General features: G+C 71.6%; 30 protein-coding genes and 1 pseudogene. 14 read left to right on the top strand and 17 right to left on the bottom strand.

The window, feature by feature from the left end:
- Positions 1–117: 117 nt before the first annotated feature.
- Positions 118–459: a cupin domain-containing protein gene (locus ACZ61C_RS00325; RefSeq protein ID WP_465301222.1), complete on the bottom strand. Its 342-nt coding sequence runs from the start codon at positions 457–459 to the stop codon at positions 118–120.
- 129 nt (positions 460–588) lie between these two features.
- On the opposite strand from ACZ61C_RS00325, the gene ACZ61C_RS00320 reads away from it, so the two are divergent.
- Positions 589–1,311, top strand: coding sequence for a VIT1/CCC1 transporter family protein (locus tag ACZ61C_RS00320; protein ID WP_465301220.1), 723 nt, complete (start codon positions 589–591; stop codon positions 1,309–1,311).
- Here ACZ61C_RS00320 and ACZ61C_RS00315 read toward each other — a convergent pair.
- On the bottom strand, positions 1,308–2,765 hold the full coding sequence (locus ACZ61C_RS00315; protein ID WP_465301218.1) for a peptide MFS transporter: 1,458 nt from the start codon (positions 2,763–2,765) through the stop codon (positions 1,308–1,310). The two genes, ACZ61C_RS00320 and ACZ61C_RS00315, sit on opposite strands and share 4 nt — an antisense overlap.
- A gap of 186 nt (positions 2,766–2,951) precedes the next feature.
- On the opposite strand from ACZ61C_RS00315, the gene nhaA reads away from it, so the two are divergent.
- Genes nhaA through ACZ61C_RS00300 form a run of 3 tightly spaced genes read left to right on the top strand, consistent with a single transcriptional unit; the run spans position 2,952 to position 5,616 of the window.
- Entirely contained in the window at positions 2,952–4,130 is a 1,179-nt protein-coding gene (nhaA, locus tag ACZ61C_RS00310) for a Na+/H+ antiporter NhaA (RefSeq protein WP_465301216.1), read from the top strand.
- Between the two features lie 59 nt (positions 4,131–4,189).
- Positions 4,190–4,684 carry a phage holin family protein gene (locus tag ACZ61C_RS00305; RefSeq protein WP_465301214.1) on the top strand — a complete coding sequence of 165 codons (495 nt, stop codon included), beginning with the start codon at positions 4,190–4,192 and terminating at the stop codon, positions 4,682–4,684.
- 5 nt (positions 4,685–4,689) lie between these two features.
- Entirely contained in the window at positions 4,690–5,616 is a 927-nt protein-coding gene (locus tag ACZ61C_RS00300) for an alpha/beta fold hydrolase (protein ID WP_465301212.1), read from the top strand.
- Here ACZ61C_RS00300 and ACZ61C_RS00295 read toward each other — a convergent pair.
- A complete protein-coding gene (locus ACZ61C_RS00295) occupies positions 5,603–6,067 on the bottom strand; it encodes an FAD-dependent monooxygenase (RefSeq protein WP_465301210.1) in 465 nt (154 codons plus the stop codon). The two genes, ACZ61C_RS00300 and ACZ61C_RS00295, sit on opposite strands and share 14 nt — an antisense overlap.
- Positions 6,068–6,329: 262 nt before the next feature.
- Positions 6,330–6,518, bottom strand: a pseudogene (locus tag ACZ61C_RS00290) (FAD-dependent oxidoreductase); the annotation flags it as partial.
- Positions 6,519–6,626: 108 nt separating this feature from the next.
- On the opposite strand from ACZ61C_RS00290, the gene ACZ61C_RS00285 reads away from it, so the two are divergent.
- The gene (locus ACZ61C_RS00285; protein ID WP_465301208.1) at positions 6,627–7,511 is read left to right on the top strand and encodes a GntR family transcriptional regulator; all 885 of its coding nucleotides are present in this window, start codon (positions 6,627–6,629) and stop codon (positions 7,509–7,511) included.
- On the opposite strand, the gene ACZ61C_RS00280 is transcribed toward ACZ61C_RS00285, so the two are convergent.
- The 4 genes from ACZ61C_RS00280 to nth are packed head-to-tail and all read right to left on the bottom strand — an operon-like array spanning position 7,508 to position 10,671.
- Positions 7,508–8,692 (bottom strand): MarP family serine protease, encoded by a 1,185-nt coding sequence (locus tag ACZ61C_RS00280; RefSeq protein WP_465301206.1) that lies wholly within the window; start codon positions 8,690–8,692, stop codon positions 7,508–7,510. The genes ACZ61C_RS00285 and ACZ61C_RS00280 overlap by 4 nt on opposite strands.
- A 4-nt stretch (positions 8,693–8,696) precedes the next feature.
- Positions 8,697–9,395: an NUDIX hydrolase gene (locus ACZ61C_RS00275; RefSeq protein WP_465301204.1), complete on the bottom strand. Its 699-nt coding sequence runs from the start codon at positions 9,393–9,395 to the stop codon at positions 8,697–8,699.
- Positions 9,392–9,991 carry a TlpA family protein disulfide reductase gene (locus tag ACZ61C_RS00270; protein WP_465301202.1) on the bottom strand — a complete coding sequence of 200 codons (600 nt, stop codon included), beginning with the start codon at positions 9,989–9,991 and terminating at the stop codon, positions 9,392–9,394. Before ACZ61C_RS00270 ends, ACZ61C_RS00275 begins: the two co-directional genes overlap by 4 nt.
- Entirely contained in the window at positions 9,988–10,671 is a 684-nt protein-coding gene (gene nth / locus ACZ61C_RS00265; protein WP_465302708.1) for an endonuclease III, read from the bottom strand. Before nth ends, ACZ61C_RS00270 begins: the two co-directional genes overlap by 4 nt.
- Positions 10,672–10,896: 225 nt before the next feature.
- Here nth and ACZ61C_RS00260 point away from each other — a divergent pair, with 225 nt between their 5' ends.
- From ACZ61C_RS00260 to dnaN, 4 genes are all read left to right on the top strand, one after another.
- Entirely contained in the window at positions 10,897–11,148 is a 252-nt protein-coding gene (locus tag ACZ61C_RS00260) for a hypothetical protein (protein ID WP_013230551.1), read from the top strand.
- A gap of 148 nt (positions 11,149–11,296) precedes the next feature.
- On the top strand, positions 11,297–11,971 hold the full coding sequence (locus tag ACZ61C_RS00255) for a Crp/Fnr family transcriptional regulator (protein WP_003081747.1): 675 nt from the start codon (positions 11,297–11,299) through the stop codon (positions 11,969–11,971).
- A gap of 412 nt (positions 11,972–12,383) precedes the next feature.
- Positions 12,384–13,640, top strand: coding sequence for an MFS transporter (locus tag ACZ61C_RS00250; protein WP_465301200.1), 1,257 nt, complete (start codon positions 12,384–12,386; stop codon positions 13,638–13,640).
- A gap of 121 nt (positions 13,641–13,761) precedes the next feature.
- Positions 13,762–14,826, top strand: a complete 1,065-nt coding sequence (dnaN, locus tag ACZ61C_RS00245) for a DNA polymerase III subunit beta (RefSeq protein WP_465301198.1) — start codon at positions 13,762–13,764, stop codon at positions 14,824–14,826.
- Here dnaN and ACZ61C_RS00240 read toward each other — a convergent pair.
- Both ACZ61C_RS00240 and ACZ61C_RS00235 read right to left on the bottom strand, forming a co-directional pair.
- Positions 14,816–15,649 carry a hypothetical protein gene (locus ACZ61C_RS00240; RefSeq protein WP_465301196.1) on the bottom strand — a complete coding sequence of 278 codons (834 nt, stop codon included), beginning with the start codon at positions 15,647–15,649 and terminating at the stop codon, positions 14,816–14,818. The genes dnaN and ACZ61C_RS00240 overlap by 11 nt on opposite strands.
- A 31-nt stretch (positions 15,650–15,680) precedes the next feature.
- Positions 15,681–16,646, bottom strand: coding sequence for an Lrp/AsnC family transcriptional regulator (locus ACZ61C_RS00235; protein ID WP_465301194.1), 966 nt, complete (start codon positions 16,644–16,646; stop codon positions 15,681–15,683).
- A gap of 84 nt (positions 16,647–16,730) precedes the next feature.
- Between ACZ61C_RS00235 and ACZ61C_RS00230 the strand changes: the two genes are divergently transcribed.
- Positions 16,731–17,549 (top strand): VOC family protein, encoded by an 819-nt coding sequence (locus tag ACZ61C_RS00230; RefSeq protein WP_465301192.1) that lies wholly within the window; start codon positions 16,731–16,733, stop codon positions 17,547–17,549.
- Entirely contained in the window at positions 17,549–18,730 is a 1,182-nt protein-coding gene (locus tag ACZ61C_RS00225) for a carboxylesterase family protein (RefSeq protein ID WP_465301190.1), read from the top strand. Before ACZ61C_RS00230 ends, ACZ61C_RS00225 begins: the two co-directional genes overlap by 1 nt.
- On the opposite strand, the gene ACZ61C_RS00220 is transcribed toward ACZ61C_RS00225, so the two are convergent.
- The 7 genes from ACZ61C_RS00220 to ACZ61C_RS00190 form a co-directional block, all read right to left on the bottom strand.
- Positions 18,711–18,962 (bottom strand): glutaredoxin family protein, encoded by a 252-nt coding sequence (locus tag ACZ61C_RS00220; RefSeq protein WP_465301188.1) that lies wholly within the window; start codon positions 18,960–18,962, stop codon positions 18,711–18,713. The two genes, ACZ61C_RS00225 and ACZ61C_RS00220, sit on opposite strands and share 20 nt — an antisense overlap.
- Complete coding sequence (locus ACZ61C_RS00215) at positions 18,959–19,729, bottom strand: MBL fold metallo-hydrolase (RefSeq protein ID WP_465301186.1); 771 nt, start codon at positions 19,727–19,729, stop codon at positions 18,959–18,961. Before ACZ61C_RS00215 ends, ACZ61C_RS00220 begins: the two co-directional genes overlap by 4 nt.
- Positions 19,726–20,544, bottom strand: coding sequence for an NUDIX hydrolase (locus tag ACZ61C_RS00210; RefSeq protein WP_465301184.1), 819 nt, complete (start codon positions 20,542–20,544; stop codon positions 19,726–19,728). The genes ACZ61C_RS00215 and ACZ61C_RS00210 overlap by 4 nt, the downstream gene beginning before the upstream one ends.
- A gap of 107 nt (positions 20,545–20,651) precedes the next feature.
- The gene (locus ACZ61C_RS00205; RefSeq protein ID WP_465301182.1) at positions 20,652–21,788 is read right to left on the bottom strand and encodes a hypothetical protein; all 1,137 of its coding nucleotides are present in this window, start codon (positions 21,786–21,788) and stop codon (positions 20,652–20,654) included.
- Positions 21,789–21,825: 37 nt separating this feature from the next.
- The gene (locus ACZ61C_RS00200) at positions 21,826–22,452 is read right to left on the bottom strand and encodes a hypothetical protein (RefSeq protein ID WP_285457668.1); all 627 of its coding nucleotides are present in this window, start codon (positions 22,450–22,452) and stop codon (positions 21,826–21,828) included.
- On the bottom strand, positions 22,452–22,907 hold the full coding sequence (locus ACZ61C_RS00195; RefSeq protein WP_465301179.1) for a RidA family protein: 456 nt from the start codon (positions 22,905–22,907) through the stop codon (positions 22,452–22,454). Before ACZ61C_RS00195 ends, ACZ61C_RS00200 begins: the two co-directional genes overlap by 1 nt.
- Positions 22,908–22,912: 5 nt before the next feature.
- On the bottom strand, positions 22,913–23,074 hold the full coding sequence (locus tag ACZ61C_RS00190; protein ID WP_020642049.1) for a DUF4177 domain-containing protein: 162 nt from the start codon (positions 23,072–23,074) through the stop codon (positions 22,913–22,915).
- A 215-nt stretch (positions 23,075–23,289) separates the two neighbouring features.
- On the opposite strand from ACZ61C_RS00190, the gene ACZ61C_RS00185 reads away from it, so the two are divergent.
- The 3 genes from ACZ61C_RS00185 to bagB are packed head-to-tail and all read left to right on the top strand — an operon-like array spanning position 23,290 to position 25,673.
- Entirely contained in the window at positions 23,290–23,538 is a 249-nt protein-coding gene (locus ACZ61C_RS00185) for a hypothetical protein (protein ID WP_465301177.1), read from the top strand.
- A 21-nt stretch (positions 23,539–23,559) separates the two neighbouring features.
- Complete coding sequence (bagA, locus tag ACZ61C_RS00180; RefSeq protein WP_465301175.1) at positions 23,560–24,567, top strand: ATPase BagA; 1,008 nt, start codon at positions 23,560–23,562, stop codon at positions 24,565–24,567.
- Entirely contained in the window at positions 24,564–25,673 is a 1,110-nt protein-coding gene (gene bagB, locus ACZ61C_RS00175) for an ATPase BagB (RefSeq protein WP_465301173.1), read from the top strand. Before bagA ends, bagB begins: the two co-directional genes overlap by 4 nt.
- Positions 25,674–25,783 lie beyond the last annotated feature (110 nt).

Genomic DNA, 25,783 nt, shown 5'->3' with positions numbered 1-25,783 from the left:
GGCCGGGCGTTTCGCTTTTCCGGGATGCCCGAGCGCCCCAATGTGGCCTTCGGTGCGTTGAACGCAACCAATGTGGCCTTCGGTGCGTTGAACGCAACCAATGTGGCCTTGGGGCGCTCAGGCGATCGGCGGGCGGCCCGGCAGCGGTGACTTGAACTCCACCCACATGGCGTCCGTCAGCGCCTCCACGTGGTGGTCCACCCCGCGGGGGTGCAGCACCGAATCCCCCGGCTCCAGCACCGCCTCCACGCCGTCCACCGCGCCGCGGAGTTTGCCGGACAGGACGTAGACGATCGAGTCGTGGTCGTGCGCGTGGGGTGGGGATGCCACGCCAGCCGGGTAATGGATCAGGTACGCCAGGCCGCTCGACGACGTCTCCAGCAGACGGAACCGGCCTTCGCCGCCGTGGAGCGGCAGGCCCTCGACCGTCACCAGTGGCTGCCACACTTGCTCGTCCATACCGCCATGATGACCCAGAACCGCTGAGTCCACACAGGACCGAGTTAGGCAAGGCACGCGTTATTTAGGCGAACCTGACCCAAATCGGAGGTCTCGCCACGATTCTTCGTTCGTGTTTCACTGGTTTCCGTGACCGACACCGACACCGCCGTGCAGCACGCCCACGAGCCGCACGAAGACCTGGGCGGGAAGTTGAACTGGTTGCGGGCCGGGGTGCTCGGGGCGAACGACGGGATCGTGTCGGTCGCCGGGATCGTCGTCGGGGTCGCCGGCGCGACCACCGAGAGCACCACGATCCTCACCGCCGGCATCGCCGGGCTCGTCGCCGGGGCCTTTTCCATGGCCGGCGGGGAATACGTGTCCGTGAGCACCCAGCGCGACACCGAGCAGGCGCTGCTCCGGCTGGAAAAGCAGGAACTGAAGACGATGCCGGAGGCCGAGGAGCGCGAGCTCGCCGGGATTTACGAAGAAAAGGGCCTTTCGCCCGATCTGGCGAGCCAGGTCGCCCGCGAACTGACCGAAAAGGACGCCCTCCATGCGCACGCGGAGGCCGAGCTCGGCATCAACCCGGACAACCTGACGAGCCCGTGGCAGGCGGCGTGGGCGTCGCTGATCGCGTTCTCCGTCGGCGCGCTGCTGCCGATCCTGTCCATCGCCTGGGCCGGCGTCTCCCTGCGGGTGTGGGCGTGCGCGGCCGCGGTCGTCGTCGGCCTCACGCTGACCGGATGGGTCAGCGCGAGGCTCGGCGACGCGCACGTGGGGCGCGCGATCCTGCGCAACGTCGGGGTCGGCGCCCTCACGATGGTGGTGACCTACTTCGTCGGGGTGATCTTCGGTGTCACCGTGGGCTAGTGCACGCCCTTCATCAGCTTGCGGATGAACGGGATGCCCAGGAACAGCAGGATGCCGACACCGATCGCGACGCCGCCGACCGTGCTGAAGTACGGCGCCTCGTCGTCGACGGAGTAGTACTCGGCGAGCTTGCCGGACATCGCGGTGCCGAACGAGATCGACAGGAAGTTCAGCGCCACCATCTGCGTCCGGAACGCCGCCGGCGCGAGCTTCGTCGACAGTGACAGCCCGACCGGCGACAGGCACAGCTCCGCGATCGTGAAGACGAACAGGATGCCGACCAGCGCGAGCATCGGGCTCGCGTTCTTGCCGCTGCCCACCATCGGCAGGAAGAGCAGGAACGCCGCGCCCATCAGCACCGTGCCGAGCACGAACTTCATCGGCGTCGATGGCTGGCGCTCGCCGAGCTTCGTCCACAGCGCCGCCAGCAGGGGCGCGAACACGATGATGAACACCGGGTTGATCGAGTTGACCCAGGGCACCGGCAGCTCCCAGCCGAACAGGTTCCGGTTCAGCCGCTGGTCGGTGTAGGCCGCGACGACCGTGAACTGCTGCTGGTACAGCGAGAAGAACACCGCGCTGGCGATGAACATCGGGATGAACGAGAAGACCCGGCTGCGCTCGTCCGAGGTGATCTTGCGGCTGGTCAGGATGACGAGGAAGTAGATCACCGAGATCACGCCGACCACGATGACGACGACATCGGCGAGGTTGCCCGGGTTCACGACGCCGGTCATGACCAGCACCAGGATCGCGGCGACCAGCAGGACGGCGGCGCCGACGGCCAGCAGGCGCTGCGACGACGGCAGCGGGTTCGGGATCTCCCTGGCCTTGTCGCCGAGGTTCTTGCGGCCGAGCGTGTACTGGCCGAGGCCGAGCGCCATGCCGATCGCGGCGAGGCCGAAGCCGAGGTGGAAGCCGACCTCCGACTGCGCGAGCCCGGTCAGCAGCGGCCCGACAAAACCGCCGAGGTTGACACCCATGTAGAAGATCGTGAAGCCGGCGTCGCGGCGCTCGTCACCTTCGGCGTAGAGCGTGCCGACGATCGCCGTCGCGTTGGACTTCAGCCCGCCACTGCCGACCGCGACGCACACGAGACCGACGCCGATCCCGGTCAGGCCCGGCAGCAGCGCCAGGCTGATGTGGCCGATCATGATCAGCACGGCGCTGTAGAACAGCGTCCGTTCGGAGCCGAGCAGCCGGTCGGCGACCCAGGCGCCGATGACGGCGGACAGGTACACCAGGCCGCCGTACGCGCCGACGATGCCGAGCGCGGACTCCTGCGCCAGGCCCAGGCCGCCCTGTTCGACCTTGTAGTACAGGTAGATCGGCAGGATGCCGAGCATCCCGTAGTAGGAGAAGCGCTCCCACATCTCGACGCCGAAGAGGTTCGCCAGCCCTCGTGGGTGCCCGAAGAACCTCGTGTCCTGCTGGACCTCGGTGGAGGTGCTCACAACTCTGTCTTCCTTTGTCTCGGACTTCGTTGTCGCTTGGCATGCTATGAGCACACCGTGTGACCCACCACCGGCACCCGATGTGGCGGTGGCCATAACGGTCCGTGACAAAGAGACGTTAAAATTTCGCCAAGGTGCGCCGGGAAGCCTGGTCGGCAACAGTGATCAGCGACCCCAGGAGCTGCCGTGTCCCGTCCGTTGAGCGAGTTCGCGCGTTACCTGCGCACCGAAACCACCGGCGGCCTCATCCTGCTCGCCGCGACCGCCGTCGCCCTCGTCTGGGCCAACTCCCCGCTGCGCGACAGCTACCACGCGCTGCGCGACTTCCGGCTCGGCCCGGAGTTCCTGCACCTGAACCTGACCATCGGTGACTGGGCCAAGGACGGCCTGCTCGCCCTCTTCTTCTTCGTCGCCGGCCTGGAGCTCAAGCGCGAGCTCGTCGTCGGCGAGCTGTCGCGGTTCAAGCAGGCGATCCTGCCGGTCGTGGCCGCGGTCGGCGGCATGGTCGTGCCCGCTCTCGTCGCGCTGAGCGTCGGCTGGGGCACGCCGGGCATCGACCGGGCCTGGGCGATCCCGGTCGCCACGGACATCGCGTTCGCGCTCGGCGTGCTCGCGCTGACCGCGTCGAACCTGCCCTCGAGCGCGCGGGTCTTCCTGCTGTCGCTGGCCGTCGTCGACGACCTCGGCGCGATCATCGTCATCGCCGTGGTCTTCACGACCGGTTTCGACCTCGTCGCGGTGGCCGTCGCCGTGGTGGCTCTCGCGCTGTACGCCTACCTGCAGCACCGCCGCGTCCGGACGCCGTGGCTGTACGTGCCGCTCGCGCTCGTCACCTGGGTCGCGGTGCACTCGGCGGGCGTCCACGCGACGATCGCCGGGGTCGCGCTGGGCCTGCTCACCCGCGTCCGCCCCGACGAAGGCGAGGCCGAAGCGCCCGCGTTGCGGCTCGAGCACCGGCTGCAGCCGTGGTCGGCCGCGGTGGCCGTGCCGGTCTTCGCGCTGTTCGCGGCCGGGATCTCGGTCAGCGGTGACGCGCTCGGCGAAGTGTTCACGACGGCGTTGCCGCTCGCGGTGCTCGCCGGGCTGCTGGTCGGCAAGGTCGTCGGGATCCTCGGCGCGAGCCTGCTCGCGGTGCGCCTCAAGCTCGCCGAAAAGCCGCACGGGATGGGCTGGCGCGACCTGGGCGCGCTGTCCGTGCTCGGCGGGGTCGGGTTCACCGTCAGCCTGCTGATCGCCGACCTGGCGCTGCCGGTCGAGGCGGGCGAACTGGCCAAGGCCGCGGTGCTGATCGCGTCCGGGATCGCCTCCCTGCTCGCGGCCGCGCTGCTCGTGCGGCGCAGCCGGGTGCACGCCCGGGCAGATTGATCGCCGACACTCGCGGACTCCGCCGCGCCCGCTCCAGGGCGTCATGGCACGATGACCCGGTGAGCAGCCCCAAGCACGAACGCATCGGCCCCGACGGCGTGGGGGCCGTGCCTTACCTCCCGCTGTCCTCCGACTCCGACATCCCCGGCGACCAGTCGATCGGCAGGCTCGTCGGCGACGCGACCCAGCACATCTCGACCCTGGTCAGGGCCGAGATGGAGCTCGCGAAGTCCGAGCTGGTCGGCGAGGTGAAGAAGGGCCTCAAGGGCGCCGTCTACTTCCTGATCGCGCTGACGGTCTTCCTGTACAGCACCTTCTTCCTGTTCTTCTTCGCGGCCGAGGGGCTGGCCCAGTGGCTGCGCTACCGCTGGATCGCCTTCGGGATCGTGTTCGTCCTGATGCTGCTGGTCGCGGGCGCGGCCGGGTTCCTGGGCTACCGCAAGGTGAAGAAGTTCAAGGCGCCGGAGCGGACCATCGCCAGCGTCAAGGAGACCGCCGCCGCGCTCAAGCCGCAGAAGGCGCCCGACGCCGACTTGACCACCACGCGCGACTGAGTTCGTTGCCCGCGTCCCCCGATCCGTCGACCGTCCGGCTCGACGGCCCGTGGGCGCACCGCGACGTGTCCGCGAACGGCATCCGGCTGCACGTCGCCGAGCTCGGGGACGGCCCGGTCGTGGTGCTGCTGCACGGCTTCGCCGAGTTCTGGTGGACCTGGCGCCACCAGCTGCGGGCCCTGGCCGACGCCGGGTTCCGCGCGGTCGCCGTCGACCTGCGCGGGTACGGCGACTCGGACAAGCCGCCCCGCGGTTACGACGCGTGGACGCTCGCCGGCGACGTCGGCGGGCTGGTCAAGTCCCTCGGCGCGCGCCGCGCACACCTCGTCGGGCACGCGTGGGGCGGCATGCTCGCCTGGACCGTCGCCTCGCTGCACCCGCGGCTCGTCTCGTCGGTGACGGCGATCGGCGCGGCCCACCCGCTCGCCCTGCGGTCCGGCGCGGCCCGCCCGTGGGGTGGCCAGGGCCGCGCGGCCGGGCACCTCTTCCGCTTCCAGGTGCCGATGGCGCCGGAGAAGTGGCTGGTGAAGAACGACGCCCAGGCCGTCGAGGACCTCTTCGCCGGCTGGGCCGGCCGCGAGTGGCAGTCCACTTCGGATTTCTCCGAGAGCGTCGGGGCCTTCCGGCAGGCGATGCTCGTGCCCGGGGTCGCGCACAGCGCCCTCGAGTACTACCGCTGGGCGTTCCGCGCCCAGTTCCGCGGGGAGGGCCGCCGCTTCACCGACGCCGTCGCCACCCGGATCACGGCGCCGACCCTGCAGCTGCACGGCGCCGACGACACCTGCATCCTGCCCGAGACGGCGACGTCGTCGGTCCGCTGGGCGGGCCCGCACGCCGAGCCGGAAGTCTGGCCGGGCGTCGGGCACTTCCCCCACCTCGAGGTCCCGGACCGCACGTCGACGGCCCTGGCGGACTTCCTCAGCCGAGCGTGATGGCGTTCTTCGCCTGCGCCACGGACTCCTCCGCCGGGCCACCGGTCGGGTTTTCCGTCGCCAGCGCCTGGTTGAGCGCGACGAACGGCCGCATCCGACGCTCGTAAGCCGCGAAGGCTTCTTCGTGCTCCGCGCGGCCCAGCTCCTGTGCGAGGACGTACGCGCCGACCAGCGCGAGGCTCGTGCCCTGGCCGGACAGCGCCGACGCGCAGTAGCCAGCGTCGCCGACCAGCGCGACCCGGCCCGCCGACCAGCGGTCCAGGTGGATCTGCGCCATGGCGTCGAAGTAGAAGACGTCCGCTCCGGCCATCGCCTCCAGCAGCTTCGGCACCTCCCAGCCGACGCCCCCCAGCCGCTCGGTGACGAGCCGTTTCTGGCTCTCGACGTCCAGCCGGGGCAGCGGGTCCGACCCGAAACCGAGGGTCACGCGCAGCTCGGTGTTGTCCCGCACCGGGTAGGTCGAACGTCCGGAAGCCGGCGTGCTCGAACTCGACGCGCACGCCGTGCGGCTCCTCGGTCAACGCCGTGATCGAGTCGCCGAAGACGTACTCGACGTCGGTCGCCTCGCGCAGGATGTCGACGACGTCGTCGCGGAGCACCTCGAAGTCGTCGCTGTCGAGGCGCCCGCTGCTGTGGGTGAACTCCTCCGAGCGGAACAGCTCCTGGCCGTCGCCGTCCACCACGGACATCCCGCGCATCCGCGTCCGCCGGGCGCGCAGCCGGTCGCCGAGGCCCATCCGGCCGACGACGTCGAGCGCGACCCCGCGCACGTCGATCGCCTGGCCGCCGCGCCGCGGACCGGGCGCGCGCTCCACGACCGTCACGGCGAAGCCCTGGCGCGCCAGGAACCAGGCCGTGGTCAGGCCGGCGACGCCGGCCCCCGAGATCAGCACGTTTCGCATCTATCCTCCAGAGTCGTACGCTTGCCTGCGCCACACTGGAGTTAACGCAGCTCGAAGGCCAGATCTGTACTAGCACAGATAACCAGCTGTACTAGGTCAGGAGACGCAGTGAAGTACACCGCCATCGCCGACGACCTGCGTGGCCGCATCACGCGCGGAGAGCTCCCGCCGGGCGCGCGGGTGCCCTCGACCCGGCGGCTCGCGGCCGACCACGGCGTCGCGCCGGCGACCGCGGCCAAGGCGTTGGCCCTGCTCGGCCAGGAAGGCGTGGTGCGCGCGGAGCCGCGGTCCGGCACGGTGGTCGCCGAGCGGGACCGCCGCGGGGGCGGTCACCGGGGGCTGACGCGCGACCGGATCGTCCGCACGGCGATCGACATCGCCGACGCGGAAGGCCTGGCCACGCTGTCGATGCGCGCGGTCGCCGCCCGGCTCGGCGTCGCGGCCATGGCGCCGTACCGGTACGTGAGAGGCAAGGACCAGCTCGTGCTGCTGATGGCCGACGCGGCGTACGGCGAGCGCGGCTACCCCGCGATTCCGTCCGGCGGCTGGCGCGAACGGCTGACGCTCGGCGGCCGGACGCTCTGGTCGCTCTACCGGCGGCACCCGTGGCTGGCCCAGCTCGCGCCGCTCACGCGGCCGCTGCCGCTGCGCGGCCTCGCGACGCACGCCGAGTGGGCGCTCGCCGCGCTGTCCGAGTTCGACGTCGACGCGGCGACGCTGTGCGACCTGCACGTCCTGTTCTTCAGCCAGATCCAGGGCCTGGCGATCCACCTCGAGCGCGAGCAGCACGCGCAGGCCGCATCCGGGCTCTCCGAGGAGCAGTGGATGGACCACCAGGCGCCGGCGATGGTCACCATGGTCGACGGCCACCCGGTCTTCGCGAAGATGCTGACCGAGCTGGGCGAGACCGGGTACGACCTCGTCCTCGACGACGTCTTCGAGTCCGGGATGCGGGCCCTGCTGGACGGCCTCGCGCTGCGGTACGGGCGTTAGGCGGCGCAGGAACCGGTGGAGACGTTCGTCGTCTGCGACGGCGCCGCGTCGACCTCGGCCCGCACCTGCTCGGCCGTCAGCGTGAACCCGGTTTCGGGGTCCTCGACCGCCGCCCCGAAGACGACGCCGATGACCTGGCCGTCCGGGGTCACCATCGGGCCGCCCGAGTTGCCGCTGCGGATCTCCGCTCGGACCGTGAAGACGTCCCGCTGCACGGTGTTCGCCTCGTAGATGTCCGGGCCGCGCAGGTTGATCCGGCCGCGCACGCGGGCCGGCGTCGCGCGGTAGGGGCCGTCGAGCGGGTAGCCGAGCACGATGGCGCTGTCGCTCGCCCGGGCCGTTTCGGCCGCGAACTGCAGCGCCGGGGCCCGCAGCCGCGGCACTGCGAGCACGGCGATGTCGACCTCGGGGTCGAAGTAGACGACGCGCGCCGGGTAGTCACCCTGCGTCGTCTCGATGCCGACGGTGTCGGTGCCCGCCACGACGTGCGCGTTCGTCATCACCCGCTGCGGCGCGATCACGAACCCGCTGCCCTCCAGCGAGCGGGAGCACGAGCTGGCGCTGCCGCGGATCTTGACCACGCTGCCGTGCAGCTGCTGGACGGTCGCGCTGGTCTGCAGGGCCGGGTCGGGCGGGGACGTATCCGCCGTCGGGGCCTTCTCGAACGGGTCCATGATGGACGGGAAGCCGGACGCGTCGAGCAGCTTGCGCAGCTGGCTCGGGAACCCCTGGGCGGCCTCCGGCATGGTGTCGTTGACCTTGCCGAGCACCACCGAGTTGTTGATCGCCTTGGCCAGCCCGGGCAGGCCGGACACGGTGGTCAGCGGGGTCGCGATCAGCCACGCGACCACGAAGACGACCACGGCCTGCACGATCGCGCCGAGGGTCTTGTCGATGCCGGAGAGCTTGTCCGGCTTGATCTTCTGCCGCAGCTTGCGGCCGACGTAGACGCCGATCGCCTCGCCGAACGCGACCAGGAACACCACGGTCGCGACCGCGAAGGCGACCTTCCACACCGGGTCGTCGAAGAACGAGACGACCACCGGCGCGAGCTTGATCCCGGCGATGGCGCCGAGCACCACGCCGACCAGCGACGGCAGCGCGACGATCACGCCCTGGTATGCGCCGGACACCGCCGCCAGCACGGCCAGCAGCAGCACCAGCACATCGACCCAGTTCACTTCGTCACTCCCCGCCTTGCAATCGCGCCTGGAACGCCGCCAGCGCCTCGTCGAGATCCCGGACGTCGCCGGAGTCCCATTCGCGCTCCCAGCCTCCCAGGCCGAGGAGGACGGACAGCAACCCGGCGGTGAACCCCCAGACGAACAGGCCGCCGACCTCGAAGGCCGGCCCCTTCCACGGCATCCCGGCCTTCTGGATCATGAACCGGTTCGCCGGGTCGACCAGGTCGGCGAGGGCGACGCGCGCGACGGACGCCGTCTCGGCCGGGTCGACCGCGTGCACCGGCGACGGCTCCGCCCAGTGCGCCAGCACCGGCGTCACGGCGAACCCGGACACCGGGACGAACAGCTCGGGCAGCACCGCGACCGGGCGGACGCCGGCCGGGACGACCCCGGTTTCTTCCTCGGCCTCGCGCAGCGCGGTGCCGACGGGCCCGCCGTCACCGTCCTCGGCGCCGCCGCCGGGGAAGGCGACCTGGCCGGCGTGCGAGCCCAGCGTGTCGGCGCGGCGTTGCAGGAGGACGTCAGGCTCGCCGTCGGCTTCGCGTTCGCCGAAGAGGATGAGCACGGCCGCCGGGCGCGGGTAGGCGTCTTCGGGCGGGCTGAACCGCGTGAACGTCTTCGAATCGACTTCGGCGCTCACCTTCACGAGCGGCCGGAGCCACTCGGGCACCGACTCCGGCTCGACCAGTGGTCCGATCACGATGCCCCCTCGACTGCCGCGCGCACCTGGTCAGTGTTCCCGAACGTCGGCGGGTTCGCGATGAACCGCACCTCGCCGGCCGCGGTGACCAGGTAGGACACCGGAAGCCGCGGCGGCACCTTCAGAGCCGCGCGGACCGGCCCGGCCGGCCCGTCCCCGTCGAACACCGACGGTAGGTGCACGCCCAGCTTCGCCAGGAGGTTCAACCCGTCCTCCGCCGGGCTCTGCACCTGGACGCCGAGCACGCGCACCGCGCCGGGCTGCTTCGCGTAGTCCTGGAGCACGGGCAGCTCGGTCCGGCACGGCTGACACCACGACGCCCACACGTTGACCAGCACCGGAGCCCCGGCCAGCGCACGCCCGACGTCGACGCTCGCGCCGTCGCCCAGGCAGTCCGCCTTGACGCCGTCGAGCTGCTTCACCGGCTGGGCGGGCCCGGGCGCCGGGCACGGCTGGAGCGCCGCCGCCGACCGCGCGGGAGCGAGGTCGGCCGCCGGTTTCGCGGCGGAGTCGTCACCCCCGCGGGGCAGCAGCGCGACGATCAGCGCCACCGCCACCACGGCGGCGGCCAGCGCCCATTTGGTGACGGTTGTCACCGGGGCGCCGCCAGCGCCAGGATGTGGTCCTTTTCGACACCCTTGACCAGTTTCGCGGCTTCCTCGAACCCGGTCGGGCCGGTGCCGTACGACGGGCAGTCCCGCGCCAGCGGGCAGGCGCCGCAGGCGGGCTTCTTGGCGTGGCAGACGCGGCGGCCGTGAAAGATCACCCGGTGGGAGAGCATCGTCCACTCCTTGCGGGGGATCAGCTCGCCGACCGCGTGCTCGACCTTGACCGGGTCGTCCTCCGCCGTCCAGCCCCAGCGCCGGACCAGCCGGCCGAAGTGGGTGTCGACGGTGATGCCCGGGACGTCGAAGGCGTTCCCGAGCACGACGTTGGCGGTCTTGCGGCCGACGCCGGGCAGCGTGACGAGGTCGGTCAGCTTCGCGGGCACCTCGCCGCCGAATCGTTCGACCAGCGCCGCGCCGAGCCCCATCACGGAGTTCGCCTTGGCCCGGTAGAAGCCTGTGCTCCGGAGGTACTCCTCCAGCTCGGTGCGGTCGGCGCCCGCGTAGTCGGCGGCGGTCCTGTAGCGCTGGAACAGCGCCGGCGTGACGAGGTTCACCCGCACGTCGGTGGTCTGCGCGGACAGCACGACCGCGACCAGCAGTTCCAGTGGCGTGGTGAAGTCGAGCTCGCAGTGGGCGTCGGGATACACGTCGTCGAGGCAACGCTTCATCCGCCTGGCGCGTCTCACCAGAGCTAACCGGCTTTCACCAGCGCCCTCTTGGGGGGCGTTCGTGGTGGCAGGTGGCACCCCGATAGCCTACGGGCGCCGTCGGACGAGCCGGTCAGTGCACCGGTGGACGTCACGACACGCCAGAGCGGACTCGGCGCAGTTCACGGCCGCCATGAGCGAGGATCTGGAGAAGATGCTTTTCATCGAGTGTTTCGGGGTCCGGTCATGACCGTCTGGTTCGTCATCCTGGTCCCCTTGGTGATCATGTTCTTCGCGCTGTTCATGGAGCGCGTCGAAAGCCGGCTCAAGCACGTCGCGGTGCAGGAGAACGAGGTCGAAGAGTTCCTCGAGCAGGCGCAGCCCAACGAGGTCAGGGCGCTCTACGGGCACGGCATCGGCCGCGCGCTGGAGCTGTTCCGGCTGCGTAGGCTGGGCGGACGGGCAGCCAGGCTACGCGCGCGTCGCGTGCGGAGTTAGGCTCCACGTTCGAACGAGATCATCTGGCGGTCGCGCGCGTCCGGCAGGCGATCTCGGTCGTACGCCCTAGACTGACGCGCAAGTGATTGGCGTCACGCTCTGCGACCGACGCCGAGCGTGATCGTTTCTCGACGAGGAGGCACCCGAGGTGGACGAAACCCTGGCCCGTGCGGGCATTTTCCAGGGTGTGGAGCCGGCAGCGGCGGAGGCGCTGGCCCAGACCTTGGAATCCGTGGAGTTCCCCCGCGGCCATGTCATCTTCAACGAGGGTGAGCCCGGCGACAAGCTGTACATCATCCAGTCCGGCAAGGTGAAGATCGGCCGCAAGTCCCCGGACGGCCGCGAGAACCTGCTGGGCATCTTCGGCCCGTCCGACATGTTCGGCGAGCTGTCCATCTTCGACCCCGGCCCCCGGACGTCGAGCGCGACCACGGTCACCGAGGTCCGCGCGGTCACCATGGACCGCCCGGCCCTGCGGCAGTGGATCTCGACCCGCCCGGAGATCGCCGAGCAGCTGCTGCGCGTGGTCGCGCGCCGCCTGCGCCGGACGAACAACATGGTCGCGGAGCTGATCTTCACCGACGTCCCGGGCCGCGTGGCGCGGGCGCTGCTGCAGCTCGCGCAGCGGTTCGGCAGCCAGGAGGCGGGCCTGCTGCGGGTCACGCACGACCTGACGCAGGAAGAGATCGCCCAGTACGTCGGCGCCTCGCGCGAGACCGTCAACAAGGCGCTCGCCGACTTCGCGCACCGTGGCTGGCTGCGGCTCGAAGGCAAGAGCGTGCTGATCCTGGACCCGGAGCGGCTCGCCCGCCGGGCTCGCTGAGTTCTTTCATCAAGTAAGGCCCCCCACCCGTCCGGGCGAGGGGCCTTACTTGGTGTGCACCCAAAACAAAGAGCCGGGCGCCACCCCCGACGTGGCGCACCGGCTCTTCGTTTGTCGCGCGGGCCATCCCCCGACGATCCGCGCTCCCCGCCCTCCGGACCAGGCCCCGACCCATATGCCGGAGGGAGCTGGGTTCTGTGCTGTTGTTCAACCATCACGGCCCATACCCACGAATTCAAGGCCATTCACTCTCAAGGACGCCGTGGGGGCCGTTTTGTTGCACGGGTTCACGGAGAATATCGCGAGTGTTACCTGATCGAGACCTCGCGTGATCCACTTCCAGTTTGCCGGTGACGCACCTGACCGTCAAATAACTGGTACTTGCGTACCACTCTGCGGCATACTTGTCCGCGTGTCCCACTCCGAAGGTCGTACCTCCCTGGCCGACTACCGCAGCGCGCTGACGACCCGCGCGGCCCGGCGGCCCGCTGTCGCGTCCGTGCTCGCCCGGCTGCCGATCGCCATGATCGGCATCTCGGCGCTGCTCTACGTCCAGCGCGAGACCGGTTCCTTCGCCGCCGCCGGGCTCGTCTCGGCCGGTTCACTCGTCGGGGTGTCGGTCGGCGCGGTGATCCAGGGCCGGCTGATCGACCGCTTCGGCCCGACGCGGCCACTGCTCGTCGTCGCGGTCACCCTGGCGCTGTCGATGACCGCGCTGGTGACGGCGATCGAGTCGCACGCGCCGACGGCCGTGCTGGTCACGCTCGGCGCGCTCACCGGCCTATCGGAACCGATGGTCGGCTCGGCGTCGCGGGCGCTGTGGACCCGCCTGCTGCCCCCGGGCGGCCCGCGCAACGCGGCGTTCTCGTACGAGGCGATCAGCATGGAGGTGTTCTTCATCCTGGGGCCCGGCCTGGCCGGCCTGCTGGTCATGGCGCCGTGGGCGGGCACCGGCCTGGTGCTGGGCGTGGCCCTGCAGTTCACCGGCGCGGTGCTGTTCGCGCTGAGCCCGGCGGTCCGGGCCTGGGGTCCGGCGGCCGGCTCGCGGGCGTCGATGCTGGGCGCGCTGGCGAGCCCGGGCATGCGGACGCTGGCGCTGGCCGCGCTCGGGTTCGGTGTGGTGATCGGGTTCGTCGAGGTCGCGGTCCCGGCGTCGGCGACGGAAGCCGGGCACGCGTCGGTCGGCGGGCTGCTGCTGTCGGCGTGGTCGCTGAGCTCGGTGGCGTTCGGCGTGGCGTACAGCCTGCGGCCGTGGCCGCGCCGGCTGGGCCTGCGCCTGCCGGTGCTGCTGGGCGCGTTCGGCGCATTGGTGGCCCTGCTCGCGTGGCCGTCGTCGCTCTGGGGTCTCGCGGTGATGATGCTGCTGGCGGGCGCGTTGATCACCCCGCAGTCGACGACCCATTCGGCGGCGATCGAGCTGGTCGCCCCGAAGGGGACGGCCGCGGAGGCGTTCGGCTGGGTCCTGACGGCGGTGACGTTCGGGCTGGCGATCGGCCAGTCGGTGAGCGGGTACGTCGTCGAGCACGCGGGTCCGGCGGCGGCGTTCCTGGGCGCGAGCCTGGCCGGGCTGGTGCTGGCCGGTGTGGTGTGGGCGCTGCGCGGGACGGTGCGGCCGGTGGATCAGGGTGCTGCGGTCGACGAAGCCGCGTTGGTCGGCGCGGGCCGGTAGGCCGCTGCGGTCTGCCCCGGATCCACTCCCAGCGCCGATCAACCGTTCCCCCAAACCGCATTTGTGCAGGTCAGCGGCACTGTGCGCGGTTTTTGTCGGTGCCCGCCGCTAGCTTCGGGGCATGGACGTCACCGCGCCTGCCCACCGCCTCTCGGCGGCCGTCTCGGCTGCCTCGCGCCTGTTGCCCGCCCGCGCCGGGCTGCGGGTGCGGGCGGACGCGGCCGGGCTGACCGTGGCCGGGACCGATCCGGATCTCGCCGTCCGGTTCGACTGCCCGGCCGCCACGCACACCGACGGCTCGGTCGTCGTCCCCGCGGCGCCGCTGGCCGAGACGCTGAAGATGCTCGACACCGACCACGTGCGCCTGGTCGTCGAAGGCAGCCGTCTGGCGCTGCGGCTCGACAACGCCCGGTTCGCGTTGCCCCTCCTCACCACCGAGGACGACCTCCCGCAGCGAGAACCGCCGCTTGTGTCCGAAGTGGACGGATCCGCCTTCGCCTCGGCGCTGCGGATCGTCGCGGGCACCGCCGCGAAGGACGACCCGCTCCCGCTGTTCACCGGCGTCCGGCTGCAGGCGGACGCCGGCAGGCTGACCCTCACCGCCTCCGACCGGTACCGGATGGCGGTCGCCCGGCTGCCGCTGCGGAGCCCGAGCGAGCTGGACGTCCTGGTGCCCGCCGCGCTGCTCACGGAGGCCGCGCGCCAGGCCACCGGGGTCGTCGGGCTGCACCTGGGCCCCGGGCGGTTCGGCTTGAGCTGGCCGGGCGGGCTGGTCGGCACCGCCGTGCTCGACGCCGGTTTCCTGTCCGAGGACTCGATCCCCTCGGGCGCGGTCGACACGACGGTCTCCCTGGACGCGGACGCCCTGGCGGCGGCGGTCCGCCGCGTCGGGGTGTACGCCGAGGACCGCCGGGTGCTGACCCTCGAAGTCGGCGACACCCAGGTCCGCCTGGCGAGCGCGCGCCAGGACACGGGCGAGGCGGAGGAGACGCTGAAGGCGGACGTCGAGGGCGGCCGGACGTCACCGTCCTTCCAGGCGAAGTACCTGCTCGACGCCCTGCAGGCCTTCGACGGCGAGCGCGTGACGTTGTCGATCCAGCCGGGGATGCGCGCGTGCGTCCTGCGGGCGGCCGAGGCCGGGGAGGTGGAGCTGACCTACTACCTGATGCCGATGCTCAGCCGATGATCTCGGTGAGGTCCCGGAGGCGGACGTCCGAAGCCGGGCCGGCGGTGAACTCGCGCACGGTCAGCGCCGCACTTCCGAAGCGCTGTTGGTAGGCGTCGCGGAGGTTCGGTGCGGAGCGGCCGAGCATCCACTCGACCGTCGACGTGCTGGTCCGCAGGAACTCGAGGGGCAGGCGGCCGAACACGTACAGCTCGGCTCGCAGCTCCCGGCGATCGAGGACCAGACCCACCAGGTCGGCGACGAGCAAGCGTTTGCGCATGGTTTCGGCGCCCTTCCACCGGGCCGTTTTGAACTCGGCCACGCGGCGGTCGGTCTCGAGGTCGAACGGGCGGTCCGGGTCGTTCCCCGAGGCCAGCGACGGCCGGCGGACGATGCGCTCGCCCGGTTCGAGGATCTTCGGCAGTGCCCGGACGATCGTCGCCGCGTGGATGAGGTCGTTGATCCGGCCGGTGTGCTGCCGCACCAGCAGCGCGGACTGAAGCAGGTCGTCGGTCATGCCGCAGTTCACGCTGCCGACATTCCCGAGCTGCGCTCCCTCCAGGCGCTGTTCCATGCGGACGTCCGGCTCCTGCGGCAGCGGGCTGGTCGGGAACCCGAGCCGGCGCAGCTGGCGGATCGCGGTGTGCGAGATGAACTCCGTCCGCGACACCCCGAGCGCGCGTTCGAAGAGCTGCCTCGGCGGCCACTGGCGGTCGCCGACGGAGACCCAGTGCTTGCGGATCGGCTCGGGGCCGCCCCTCGCCGCCGCGCTCAGCACCTCGGCGCGGCTCAAGTGGTGCTGTTCGCCGTTGAGGATGAAGTCGATCGCGCGCTCGTCGTCCACAGGCAGTGAGTCGCCCGCGCACCCGATCCCGCTACACCGGCGTCACGGTCCCGAAGCGCTTCAACGTGCGGATCATCGGCGCCGTCTCCACCTGCCGGACGCCGGGCAGGCCACCCAGGTCGTCGGCCAGGTACGCGTACAGCGCCGCGTCGTCGCGACAGCCGACGTTCGCCACCAGGTTCGCCGGGCCCGTGGTCGCGGCCGCAAAAGCCACCTGCGGGTGCGACGCCAGCGCCCGGCCCGCGGACTCCAGCGCCGAGGGCGCCACCGTCAGCCACAGGGTCGCGGTCAGGGGAAAGCCGAGCAGGGCCGCGTCCACCTCGACGTCGAAGTACAGCGCGCCCGACGACCGCAGTGCCTCCAGGCGACGGCGGACCGTCGACTCCGACCGGCCCGACACCACCGCTAAAGCCGACATGTCGACACGGCCATCGTGCGCCAAAGCCGCCAGCAACTCCGGGTCCCCCGGCTCGGACCGGTAAGAACCCTCCGGAGCCGGACGGCGAAGCAGCGCGACCTGCTCCGCCGACAACGCACTCGACCGGCCCGACCACCCCGCCGGGCCACCCGCGAACCGGCGCAGCAGCCGGTACGCCGTCATCGACACCACTCGCGGCGTCCGGGGCAGCCGGCCGAGCAGCAGGCCGTCGGTCTGCTCGCGCAGCGGCGCCCGGACGAAACACACGATCTCGGTGCCGCCGGACATCAGGCTCACCCACTGGGTGTCGGACCGCCGGGCGAGCGCCGCCGCGATCGCCGCCGCCGCGTCCGGGACGCACCGGAGCCGCACCAGCCAGTGCACCTGCCCCAGCGGCGCCGCTTCCGGGACGCCGACCACCCGCAGCACGCCGGCCGAGCGCAGCTTCCGGTAGCGCCGCGCCACCGTCTGGTCGGAGACGCCCAGCACCGACGCGATCGTGCTGAACGACGCCCGGCCGTCCAGCTGCAGCGCGTGCGCCAGGCGGCGGTCCAGGTCGTCGAGCAGGCCGGATTCCACCAGGACAACGTAAAACGTGTCGGATTCCGGGCACAAGTGATCGATGAGCGGAAGAAAAGGCCGGCTCGGCCCACGCTGAAGGCCATGAACATCGACCACACGGTCTTCCTGACCCGCGGCTACGACCAGGCCTGGCGGCGCTACGAACAACTCGGCTTCACGCTCAGCCCGCCGTCCCGGCACTTCGCCGCCGCCACCGACAACACCGAACCGGTGCCGAGCTGCACGGCCAACCGGTGCGCCTACTTCGGCGAGTCCTTCCTCGAGCTCATCGGCATCGTCGACGAAGCCGCCGGCGACCCGTGGCACGTCCTGCCGATCCTCGACGCCCGCGGTGCCGGCCTCCACGGCTGCTCCTTCGGCGTCGACGATTCCGAAGAGGCCGAACGCCGGCTACGCGAAGCCGGCCTCTCGAGCTCGGGCGTGCTGAAGCTGCAGCGCGACGTCGAACTCCCCGAAGGCACGCGCACCGCACGCTTCCGCAGTGTCCACATCAGACGCGACCGGACCCCGGAAGGCATCCTCCACACCGCCGAGCACCTGACGCCCGAGTACGTCCACCAGCCGCGGTACCTCGACCACCCCAACGGCGCCCGCGGCGTCGCCGGGATCGTCCTAGTGGTGCCGGACGACGAAGTCGGCGACTACCAGCAGCGCTACGCCGTGATCACCGCCGGGCAGCGACTTGTCGACATCGTCGGCGTGAGCGACCTCGACCGCTCCTTCCCCGGCGAGCAGCCGCGCGAGCTGCCGTACTTCGCCGCCCACGGAGTCGTGGTTGCGGATCTGGCCGAAGCGCGGAAGCTGGTCGAGGAGCACGTCCCGACGACCACCCGCGGGACCGGGTTCTTCGTCCGCGCCGAGGACGTCGAAGGCGCCGCCGTGTACTTCGAGGAGGCATGATGATCGTCGAAACCACCGCCGGCCGGGTTCGCGGCGCCGAAGGTGCGTTCTGGGGAATCCCCTACGCCACAGCGGAACGCTTCGAACCACCCCAGCCGCCGAAGCCGTGGACCGGCGTCCGTGACGCGCTGGAAGCCGGACCCGCCGCGCCGCAGCCGCCGTCACGGCTCGAGCACGCCCTCGGGCCGATGCCGCTGCCGCAGAGCGAGGACTGCCTGTCGCTCAACGTCTTCACGCCGTCGGCCACCGGGAGCCGCCCGGTGCTGGTGTGGATCCACGGCGGCGGGTTCTCCAGCGGCTCGGGCGGCCAGGTCTGGTACACCGGCACGCGCCTGGCCCGCGAGGCCGACGTCGTGGTCGTGACGCTCAACTACCGGCTCGGCGCCCTCGGTTTCCTCGCCCTGGACGGGGTTCCGCCCAACCTCGGCATCGCCGACCAGCTCGCCGCGCTCGAATGGGTCCGCGACAACATCGGCGCGTTCGGCGGCGACCCGGCCGACGTCACCCTCGGCGGGCAGTCGGCGGGGGCGCAGTCGACGCTCACCCTGTGGTCGGCGCCGCGCGCTCGGGGACTCGTCAAGCGGATCGCCCTGCAGAGCACGCCGGTCGGCATGCCACCGTCCACTTGGGATGATGCCAATCAGAATGCGTTGCTACTTAATGAAGAACTCGGCGAAGACCTTCGCACGGCGAGCGTCGAAAGGCTGCTCGAAGCCCAGCTGGCCGTCGCGGCCAAGACCGCCGTGCCCGGCTCGATCGTGCCGCCGTTCCAGCTCGTCGCGGACGACGACCTCGTCGCGCGGGACCTCGTCGAAGCCGCACCGAAGGGCCCGGCGCTGATCAGCCACACGAAGGACGAGCTGCGTGCGTTCGCACCCGAAGCGCCGCAGGAAACGGTCGACGCCGCGAACGCCTTCTTCACCAGCGATCGGCTGGCCGGGAAGCTCGACGCCTTCGTCTACCGCTTCGACTGGCAGGCGCCGGGCAACCCCTTCGGGGCGTGCCACTGCATCGACCTGCCGTTCCTCTTCGGCACCCACGACGTCTGGGACGCGCCGATGCTCGAAGGCGCGCCGAACGGCCTCGAAGCGGAAACTGGGCTCCGCGCAGTCTGGGCCGCCTTCCTGCACGGAAAGCGGCCCAGCCCGACGTGGGAGGCGATCAGGCCGACGCGGCCTTGACCGCCGCCTCGACCTCGGCGAACGTCGGGTTGACCAGGGCGGTCGACCCGACGATCACCGTCGGCACGGTCTCGTTGCCGTTCGCGACCTCGCGCACGCGCGCGGCGGCGTCCGGCTCCTCCCAGATGTTGATCTTTCGGATGGTGAAGCCGCTCTTGGACATCGGCCGGTCCAGCGCGGCGCAGAAGCCGCACCCCGGCCGCCAGTAGAACTCGACCTCGACGTTGCTCATCCCTGGTCCTCCGACCGCAAGTAGTCCAGCTGCGCCTGCACGCTCAGTTCGGCGGGCGCCCACAGCGCCCGGTCGACGTCGGCGTACACGACTTCGACGACCTGGCGCGGCGTGGCGTCCGCACCGAGCTTCCCCAAGGCCGAACGCACCTGGTCGAGCCGCTGTTCCCGGTGGGCGAGGTACTCGCGGGCGGTAGCGGGCAGATCGGGCAGCTCCGGACCGTGGCCGGGCAGGCCGAGGGTGCCCGCGGGCAGCTCGATCAGCTTGCGCAGCGAGCGCAGGTAGTCACCGAGGTCGTGCAGCACCGTGGTGCCGCGGCCGAGGATGGTGTCGCCGGTGAGCACCTGGCCGTCGAGCACCAGCGACACGGAGTCGTCGGTGTGCCCTGGGGTGTGCAGCACGCGGATCGAGAGCCCGCCGGCCGAGATGACGTCGCCGTCCACAAAGGACTTCGCGTCGATGCAGAGCGCCGGGTCGAAGGCCCGCACCGGCGCGCCGACCCGCTCGGCGAACCACGGCGCGCCCTCGGCGTGGTCGGGGTGGAAGTGCGTGAGCAGCACCAGTTCGACCGCGCCGACGGCGGCCAGCAGCTCGAGGTGCTCGAGGTCGCGGTAGCCCGGGTCGACCACGACGGCCGGGGTGTCCGGCGTCGCCCGCAGCACCCAGCTGTTGGTGCCTTCGAGCGTCATCGACGACGGGTTGTTCTCCAGCAGCACCGACGCCGTCCCGGACACCGGGCGCAGCACGCCGTACGCAGGGGCGTTCATCGGGGCTCCAGCACGACTCGGACGTGGTCGTTCTCGCGGATCAGCGTCGGCGCGATCCGGACGATCTCGCGCTGCGCGTTCAGGACGTCGTCGGCCGTGGCGAACTCGGCCAGCTCGCTCAGCGTCAGCCAAGTCGGCGGCATCAGCATCCGGCGGCCCTCGCGCGCGTCCGCGATCGCGTCTTCGGGACGCTGCCAGCCGGAGCTGGACGCCTCCGACGTCGCGCCGTCGGCTTGCTGGCCTTCCGGCAGCTTCGCGACGTAGAAGCGGGTGTCGTAGCGGCGCGGCTCGGCCTCGGGGGTGATCCAGTGCGCCCACGGGCGCAGGAGGTCCGCGCGCAGCGTCAGCCCGGCGTCGGCGAGGAAGCCGGCCAGCGACACCTCCCGCGTCTCCAGCGCCTGGCGCGCGGCCGTGTACGGCGTGACGTCGGTCAGCACGGCGTCCGCGCTGCCGGCGAGCAGCACGCCGGACTCCTCGAACGTCTCGCGCACCGCCGCGCACGTGAGCGCCCGCGCGAGCGCGTCGTCACAGCTGAACCGGGACGCCCACCACGACGGCTCCGGGCCGGCCCACGCGACCGACGCGTCGGCGTCGCGCTTGTCGACCCCGCCGCCCGGGAAGACGGTCATCCCGCCCGCGAACGGCATGCCCTTGACCCGGTGCTGCAGGAAGATCTCGACACCGTCGGCGCCGTCCCGGACCAGGATCACGGTGGCCGCGTCCTTGGGGACGGCCGGCGGGCCGTCGGCGTTGGCGCGGGTCGCTACCCCCGCGCCGACGGGGATGTCGAAGACGAACTCCGTTGGCTGCTCCACCCGGGCAACATACCTCCGGACCCCGACGTTCCGTCGCGCAGTTGTGGCCTCCCGGACACAGCAAAAGCCGCACTTTCACGTGAAAGTGCGGCTTTGTGCCGCAAACCTCAGGGGGCGGTCCAGCCGCGCTGGTCACCGCCGGAGCGGGACGCGCCGTTGAGCCGCATCTTCGCCGCCTCGGCCCGCTCGCGCTCGGCCAGCTCCGCGTGCAGCTCACGCAGCAGGGCCCGGTCGCGCTCGCTCAGGCTCGGGTCGTCCAGGTCCAGCGCGGGCAGCTCGACGACCTCGTGCATCGACGGCTTGCCCGCGGCGATCTCGCGGCCCTTCTCCGGGTCCTCGGCCAGCGCCTGCCGCAGCTGCGCGACTTCGGCCGGGGTGAGGTCGGCGGTGCGCTCCGCGCGTGTCTCGGCCCGTTCCGACCGCGACTGGCGGGGCGGCTCGGGCGCGGACGGCGGCGACACGATCGGCACCACCGGGGCGACCGGCTCGGCCGGCGCCGTCGTGGTCGCGCTGGACCGCATGCTGTGCCTGCTGCCCGACTCCGCGACCGGTTCCGGCGTCACCGGGGCCGAGACCTTGGCCGGCTCCGGCCGGTACGGCGACGAAGCCGACGTCGTGGCTCCGGTCACCCAGGCCGGCGAAGAAGCGGCCGAAGCCGCCTGGTGGTACTCGGAGTGCGCGACCCCGGGACCGCTGACCTCGACGACCGAGTGGATCCCGGCGCGGCGCAGGGCGGTGTCGACGCGGAAGGCGACGGCGGGCGGGTTGCCCTCCGGCCCCAGCTCGACGAGCACCACGCGCTGCGGGAGCGCGCCCGGCACGCTGCCGGCCGGGGTGTTGCGCCACACCGCGTGCACCGAGCGGACGTCCGGCAGCACCTGCAGGGTGCGGTCGAGCGCCTCGGCGATGCCGAACTCCGGGGAGTTCTCGCCGCTGAACCGGTGCGTGCTGACCTGCTCGGCCTCGTCGACCAGCAGGTCGTTCGCCAGCGTCGCGTCCGACCGGCTCATCTCGAGCACCAGCGCGAGCTCGCGCTGTTCGGCGGAGCTGACCGGGATCCGGCCCGCGATGAGCGTGCCGGTGGTCAGCTCGACCGCCTCGTCGATGTGCGCGCGGGCGATCAGCTCACGCGCTTCGGTGAGCGCGCTGTCGTCGATCCGGCCCGCCAAGGCCAGCAACAGGTTGTGCAGGCGCAGGGGCACCGAGAACCCGTCCATGGGCGGGCCGTCGTGGACCTCCACCATTGCCTTGCTCCCTCCCAGCTCGCTGGCGGAGCGAGCGTTAAGCGGCTACTAGCCGGTTTCCGGCGACCGCGCCCACGCAGACCAGCTCTGAGTCGGCCAGCGCGGCCCGGTGGTATCCCGGCAGGTCGAAACGCGGCGGGATGACCTCGACGCTGGGCTCTTCGTCACCCAGCACCCGCAGCACCCGCTGCAGTTCGCCGGTCAACCTCGGCAACCCCGTCAGCGCGGTGATCAGCAGGACGCGCTTGGCCGTTCCCTGACCGACAACACCGACGTGTCGCCAGCTCTGCCGCACTTCCCCCACGTCCGGGCGTCCGCGCAACGTTGCGTGGATCAACACGGACACGGAGTCGACCGAGTTAACCCATTCGGGCGCACTCGACGTGAATGTGTACCTGTTCTCGGTGACGTCGTCTACCCCCAGCGTCGAACTGACCTGGTGCCAGTCGGCGCCGTGCGGGATGAGACCGGCCACGAGCAGGCGGTACTCCGTTTGGTCGAGGTCGATCCTGTGCTTAAGCAAAGACCTCGGCAGGGTCCGGGCGAGCGTGCCCATCGCACCCTCGCCGAGCCAGTCCCGGAACCGCCACAGCAGCTGGTCGGGCAGCCGCCCGGCCAGCCGGAGCAGCAGCTCGTGGGTGGACTGCTCGATGTCCGGATCCATCACTGCACCTCCACGATCAGTTCGACCTCCACCGGCGACCCGATGGGCAGCTCCGCGACGCCGACGGCCGAGCGGGCGTGGACACCCGCGTCGCCGAAGACCTCGCCGAGCAGCTCGGACGCGCCGTTGACGACCGCGGGCTGGCCGGTGAAGCCGTCCGCGGAAGCCACGAAGCCGACAACCTTGACGATCCGCGTGACGTTGTCAATGCCGACCAGAGCGTGCACGGCCGCGAGCGCGTTGAGCGCCGAGGTGCGGGCGTGGCCCTTCGCCTCTTCGGGGCTGATCTCCGCGCCGACCTTGCCGGTCGCGGCGAGCACGCCGTCGACGAAGGGCAGCTGGCCGGAGGTGTACACGTGCTTGCCGCTCTGCACGGCGGGCACGTACGCGGCCAGCGGGGCCGCCACGCCGGGCAGCTCGATGCCGAGCTCCTTCAGCCGTTCGCTCCAGCTCACGCGGATCAGCCCTTCGGACGCTTGAGGTACGCGACGTGCTGCTCGCCCGTCGGGTTCGGCAGGACGGTGACCAGCTCCCAGCCGTCCTCGCCCCACTGGTCGAGGATCTGCTTCGTCGCGTGGATCAGCAGAGGGACCGTCGAGTACTCCCACTTGGTGGCGCTCATGAACCGGGAGCGTAACCAAGCGGGCAAGAGCGCCGGGGACGGCCGCCGGATCGGGCCCCCGCGACGCGCCGGAGTGTGGTTCATCTCACGCCGGACCCGAGCGCCCCAATGTGGCCTTCGGTGCGTTCAACGCACCCAAGGCGGCCTTCGGTGCGTTCAACGCAACCAAGGCCACATTGGGGCGTTTGTCACCGGCTCCCCGCTAGCGTGGGTGCGTGGAAACGTGGCGCGTGATCGCGACGGCGCTCCTGGCCTCGGCCGGGCTGCCGCTGGTGCTCGTCGTGATGGCGAAGGTGCGCGACCGGACGCAGAGCTCCGGCCAGGTCGTCCTCGGCGGCGTGATCACGTTCACCCTGCTGGTCGTCCTCGGTGTGCTCGCGCTCACCGTGCTGCCCGGGATCGTCACCTGGGTGCTCGTCGCGGCGGTGGCCACTGCGGTCAGCGTCATGCTGCTGGCCAGCTGAACACCGGTTTAGGGTGAGGAAGTGACCACTTCCCATGCCGGCTGGACCGACGAGCTTGCCCGCGCCCGGCTGCACTTCGTCACCGGCAAGGGCGGGACCGGCAAGACGACGCTCGCCGCGGCGCTCGGGCTCGCGCTCGCCCGCGAAGGCCGGCGCGTCCTGCTCATCGAGGTCGAGGGCCGCCAGGGCATCGCCCAGCTCTTCGACACCGAGCCGCTGCCCTACGCCGAGCAGCGCATCGCCTCCGTCCCCGGCGGGGGCGAGCTGCGCGCGCTGCACATCGACGTCGAAGCCGCGCTGCTCGAGTACTTCGAGATGTTCTACAACCTGGGCTTCGCCGGCCGGACGCTGCGGCGGATGGGCGCGATCGAGTTCGCAACCACGCTCGCACCGGGCCTGCGGGACGTCCTGCTCACCGGGAAGGTCAAGGAGTGCGTCGGCCGGACCGAGTCCGACGGGCGGCACACCTACGACGCCGTCGTCGTCGACTCGCCGCCGACCGGCCGGGTCGTCAAGTTCCTCGACGTCACCAAGGCCCTGACCGACCTCGCGAAGACCGGCCCGATCCGCGGCCAGGCCGAGGGCGTGGTGCGGCTGCTGCACTCCGGCGAGACCGTGATCCACCTCGCGACGCTGCTCGAGGAGATGCCGGTCCGCGAGACCGTCGAAGCCGTCGCCGAGCTGGACGGCGCCGACCTGCGCCCCGGCGCGGTGCTCGTCAACCGGGTCCGGCCGCCGCGGCTGCCCGCCCGGTCGGTGACCGCTGCCGCGGACGGGCGCGTCGACGCTTCCCGCGTCCGCACCGGGCTGGCGTCGGCCGGCCTGAAGCTGCCGGACGAAACACTGGAAGCGCTGGTCGAGGAGACCGTCGAGCACGCCGTGCGGGTCGCCGCCGAGCAGCGGGCGCGCGAGCAGCTGGCCGAGGCCGACCTGCCGACGCTCGAGCTGCCGGACCTCACCGACGGCGTGGACGTCGCGGCCCTCTACGAGCTGGCCGAGGCCCTGACCGACCAGGGGGTGCGGTTGTGACCACCGTCGACATCGACGCGCTGCTCGACGACGAGAAGAGCCGCGTGATCGTCTGCTGCGGCTCCGGCGGCGTCGGCAAGACGACCACCGCGGCGGCGCTCGCGTTGCGCGCGGCCGAGCGCGGCCGCCAGACCGTCGTGCTCACCATCGACCCCGCGCGGCGCCTGGCGCAGGCGCTCGGGCTGCGCGAGCTCGGCAACCACCCGAAGCAGGTGCAGGTCGAAGGGTTCGAGCCCAAGGGCGAGCTGTGGGCGATGATGCTCGACATGCGCCGCACGTTCGACGACATGGTGCGCGTGCACGCCGGCCCGGAACGCGCCGAGCAGCTGCTGCAGAACCCCTTCTACCAGACCATTTCCACGTCGTTCTCCGGCACGCAGGAGTACATGGCGATGGAGAAGCTGGGCCAGCTCGCGGCCACCGGCGACTGGGACCTGATCATCGTCGACACCCCGCCGAGCCGGTCCGCTTTGGACTTCCTTGACGCGCCGACCCGGCTTTCGTCCGCGTTGGACGGTCGGATGATCCGTCTGCTGACGGGCCCGGCGAAGGCCGGCGGCTGGGGCCTGCGCAAGGTCGTCAACGCCGGGTTCTCGATGTTCGCCAAGGCCGTGTCGACGATCATCGGCGGCCAGCTGCTGACCGACGCGTCGGCGTTCATGCAGGCCTTCGACAGCATGTTCGGCGGTTTCCGCGAGCGTGCGCGCAAGACGGCGGAGCTGCTGCGCTCGTCCGGGACGTCGTTCCTCGTCGTGGCCGCGCCGGAGCCGGACGCGCTGCGCGAGGCGTCCTACTTCGTCGAGCGGCTCTCGGCGGAGTCGATGCCGCTGGCCGGGCTGATCGCGAACCGGACGCACCCGGTGCTGGCTTCTCTTTCGGGGTCCGAAGCACGCACGGCGGCGGACTCCCTGCAGGGCGCGCCCCTGGCCGAGGCCGTGCTGCGGCTGCACGCGGACCGCGTCGACCTGGCCGCGCGCGAGGAACGCCTGCTCGCGCGGTTCACCCGGGCCCACCCCGAGGTGGCGCTGGCCCGGGTGCCCGCACTGGCCGGTGACGTGCACGACCTCGAGGGCCTGCGCGACATCGGCGTCAAGCTCGCCGGCTGAGCCCCACCCGTCGTGGGGGGGGGGGGGGGGGGGGGGGGGGGGGGCGGCGCGGAAGGGGAGGGGGGGGGGGGGGGGGGCGGGGCGGTGTGCGACGGTCGCGAGGGGGGGCG

The sequence above is a fragment of the Amycolatopsis sp. NPDC104587 genome (genome assembly GCF_055583645.1).
This window is presented reverse-complemented; position numbering and strand designations above follow the sequence as displayed.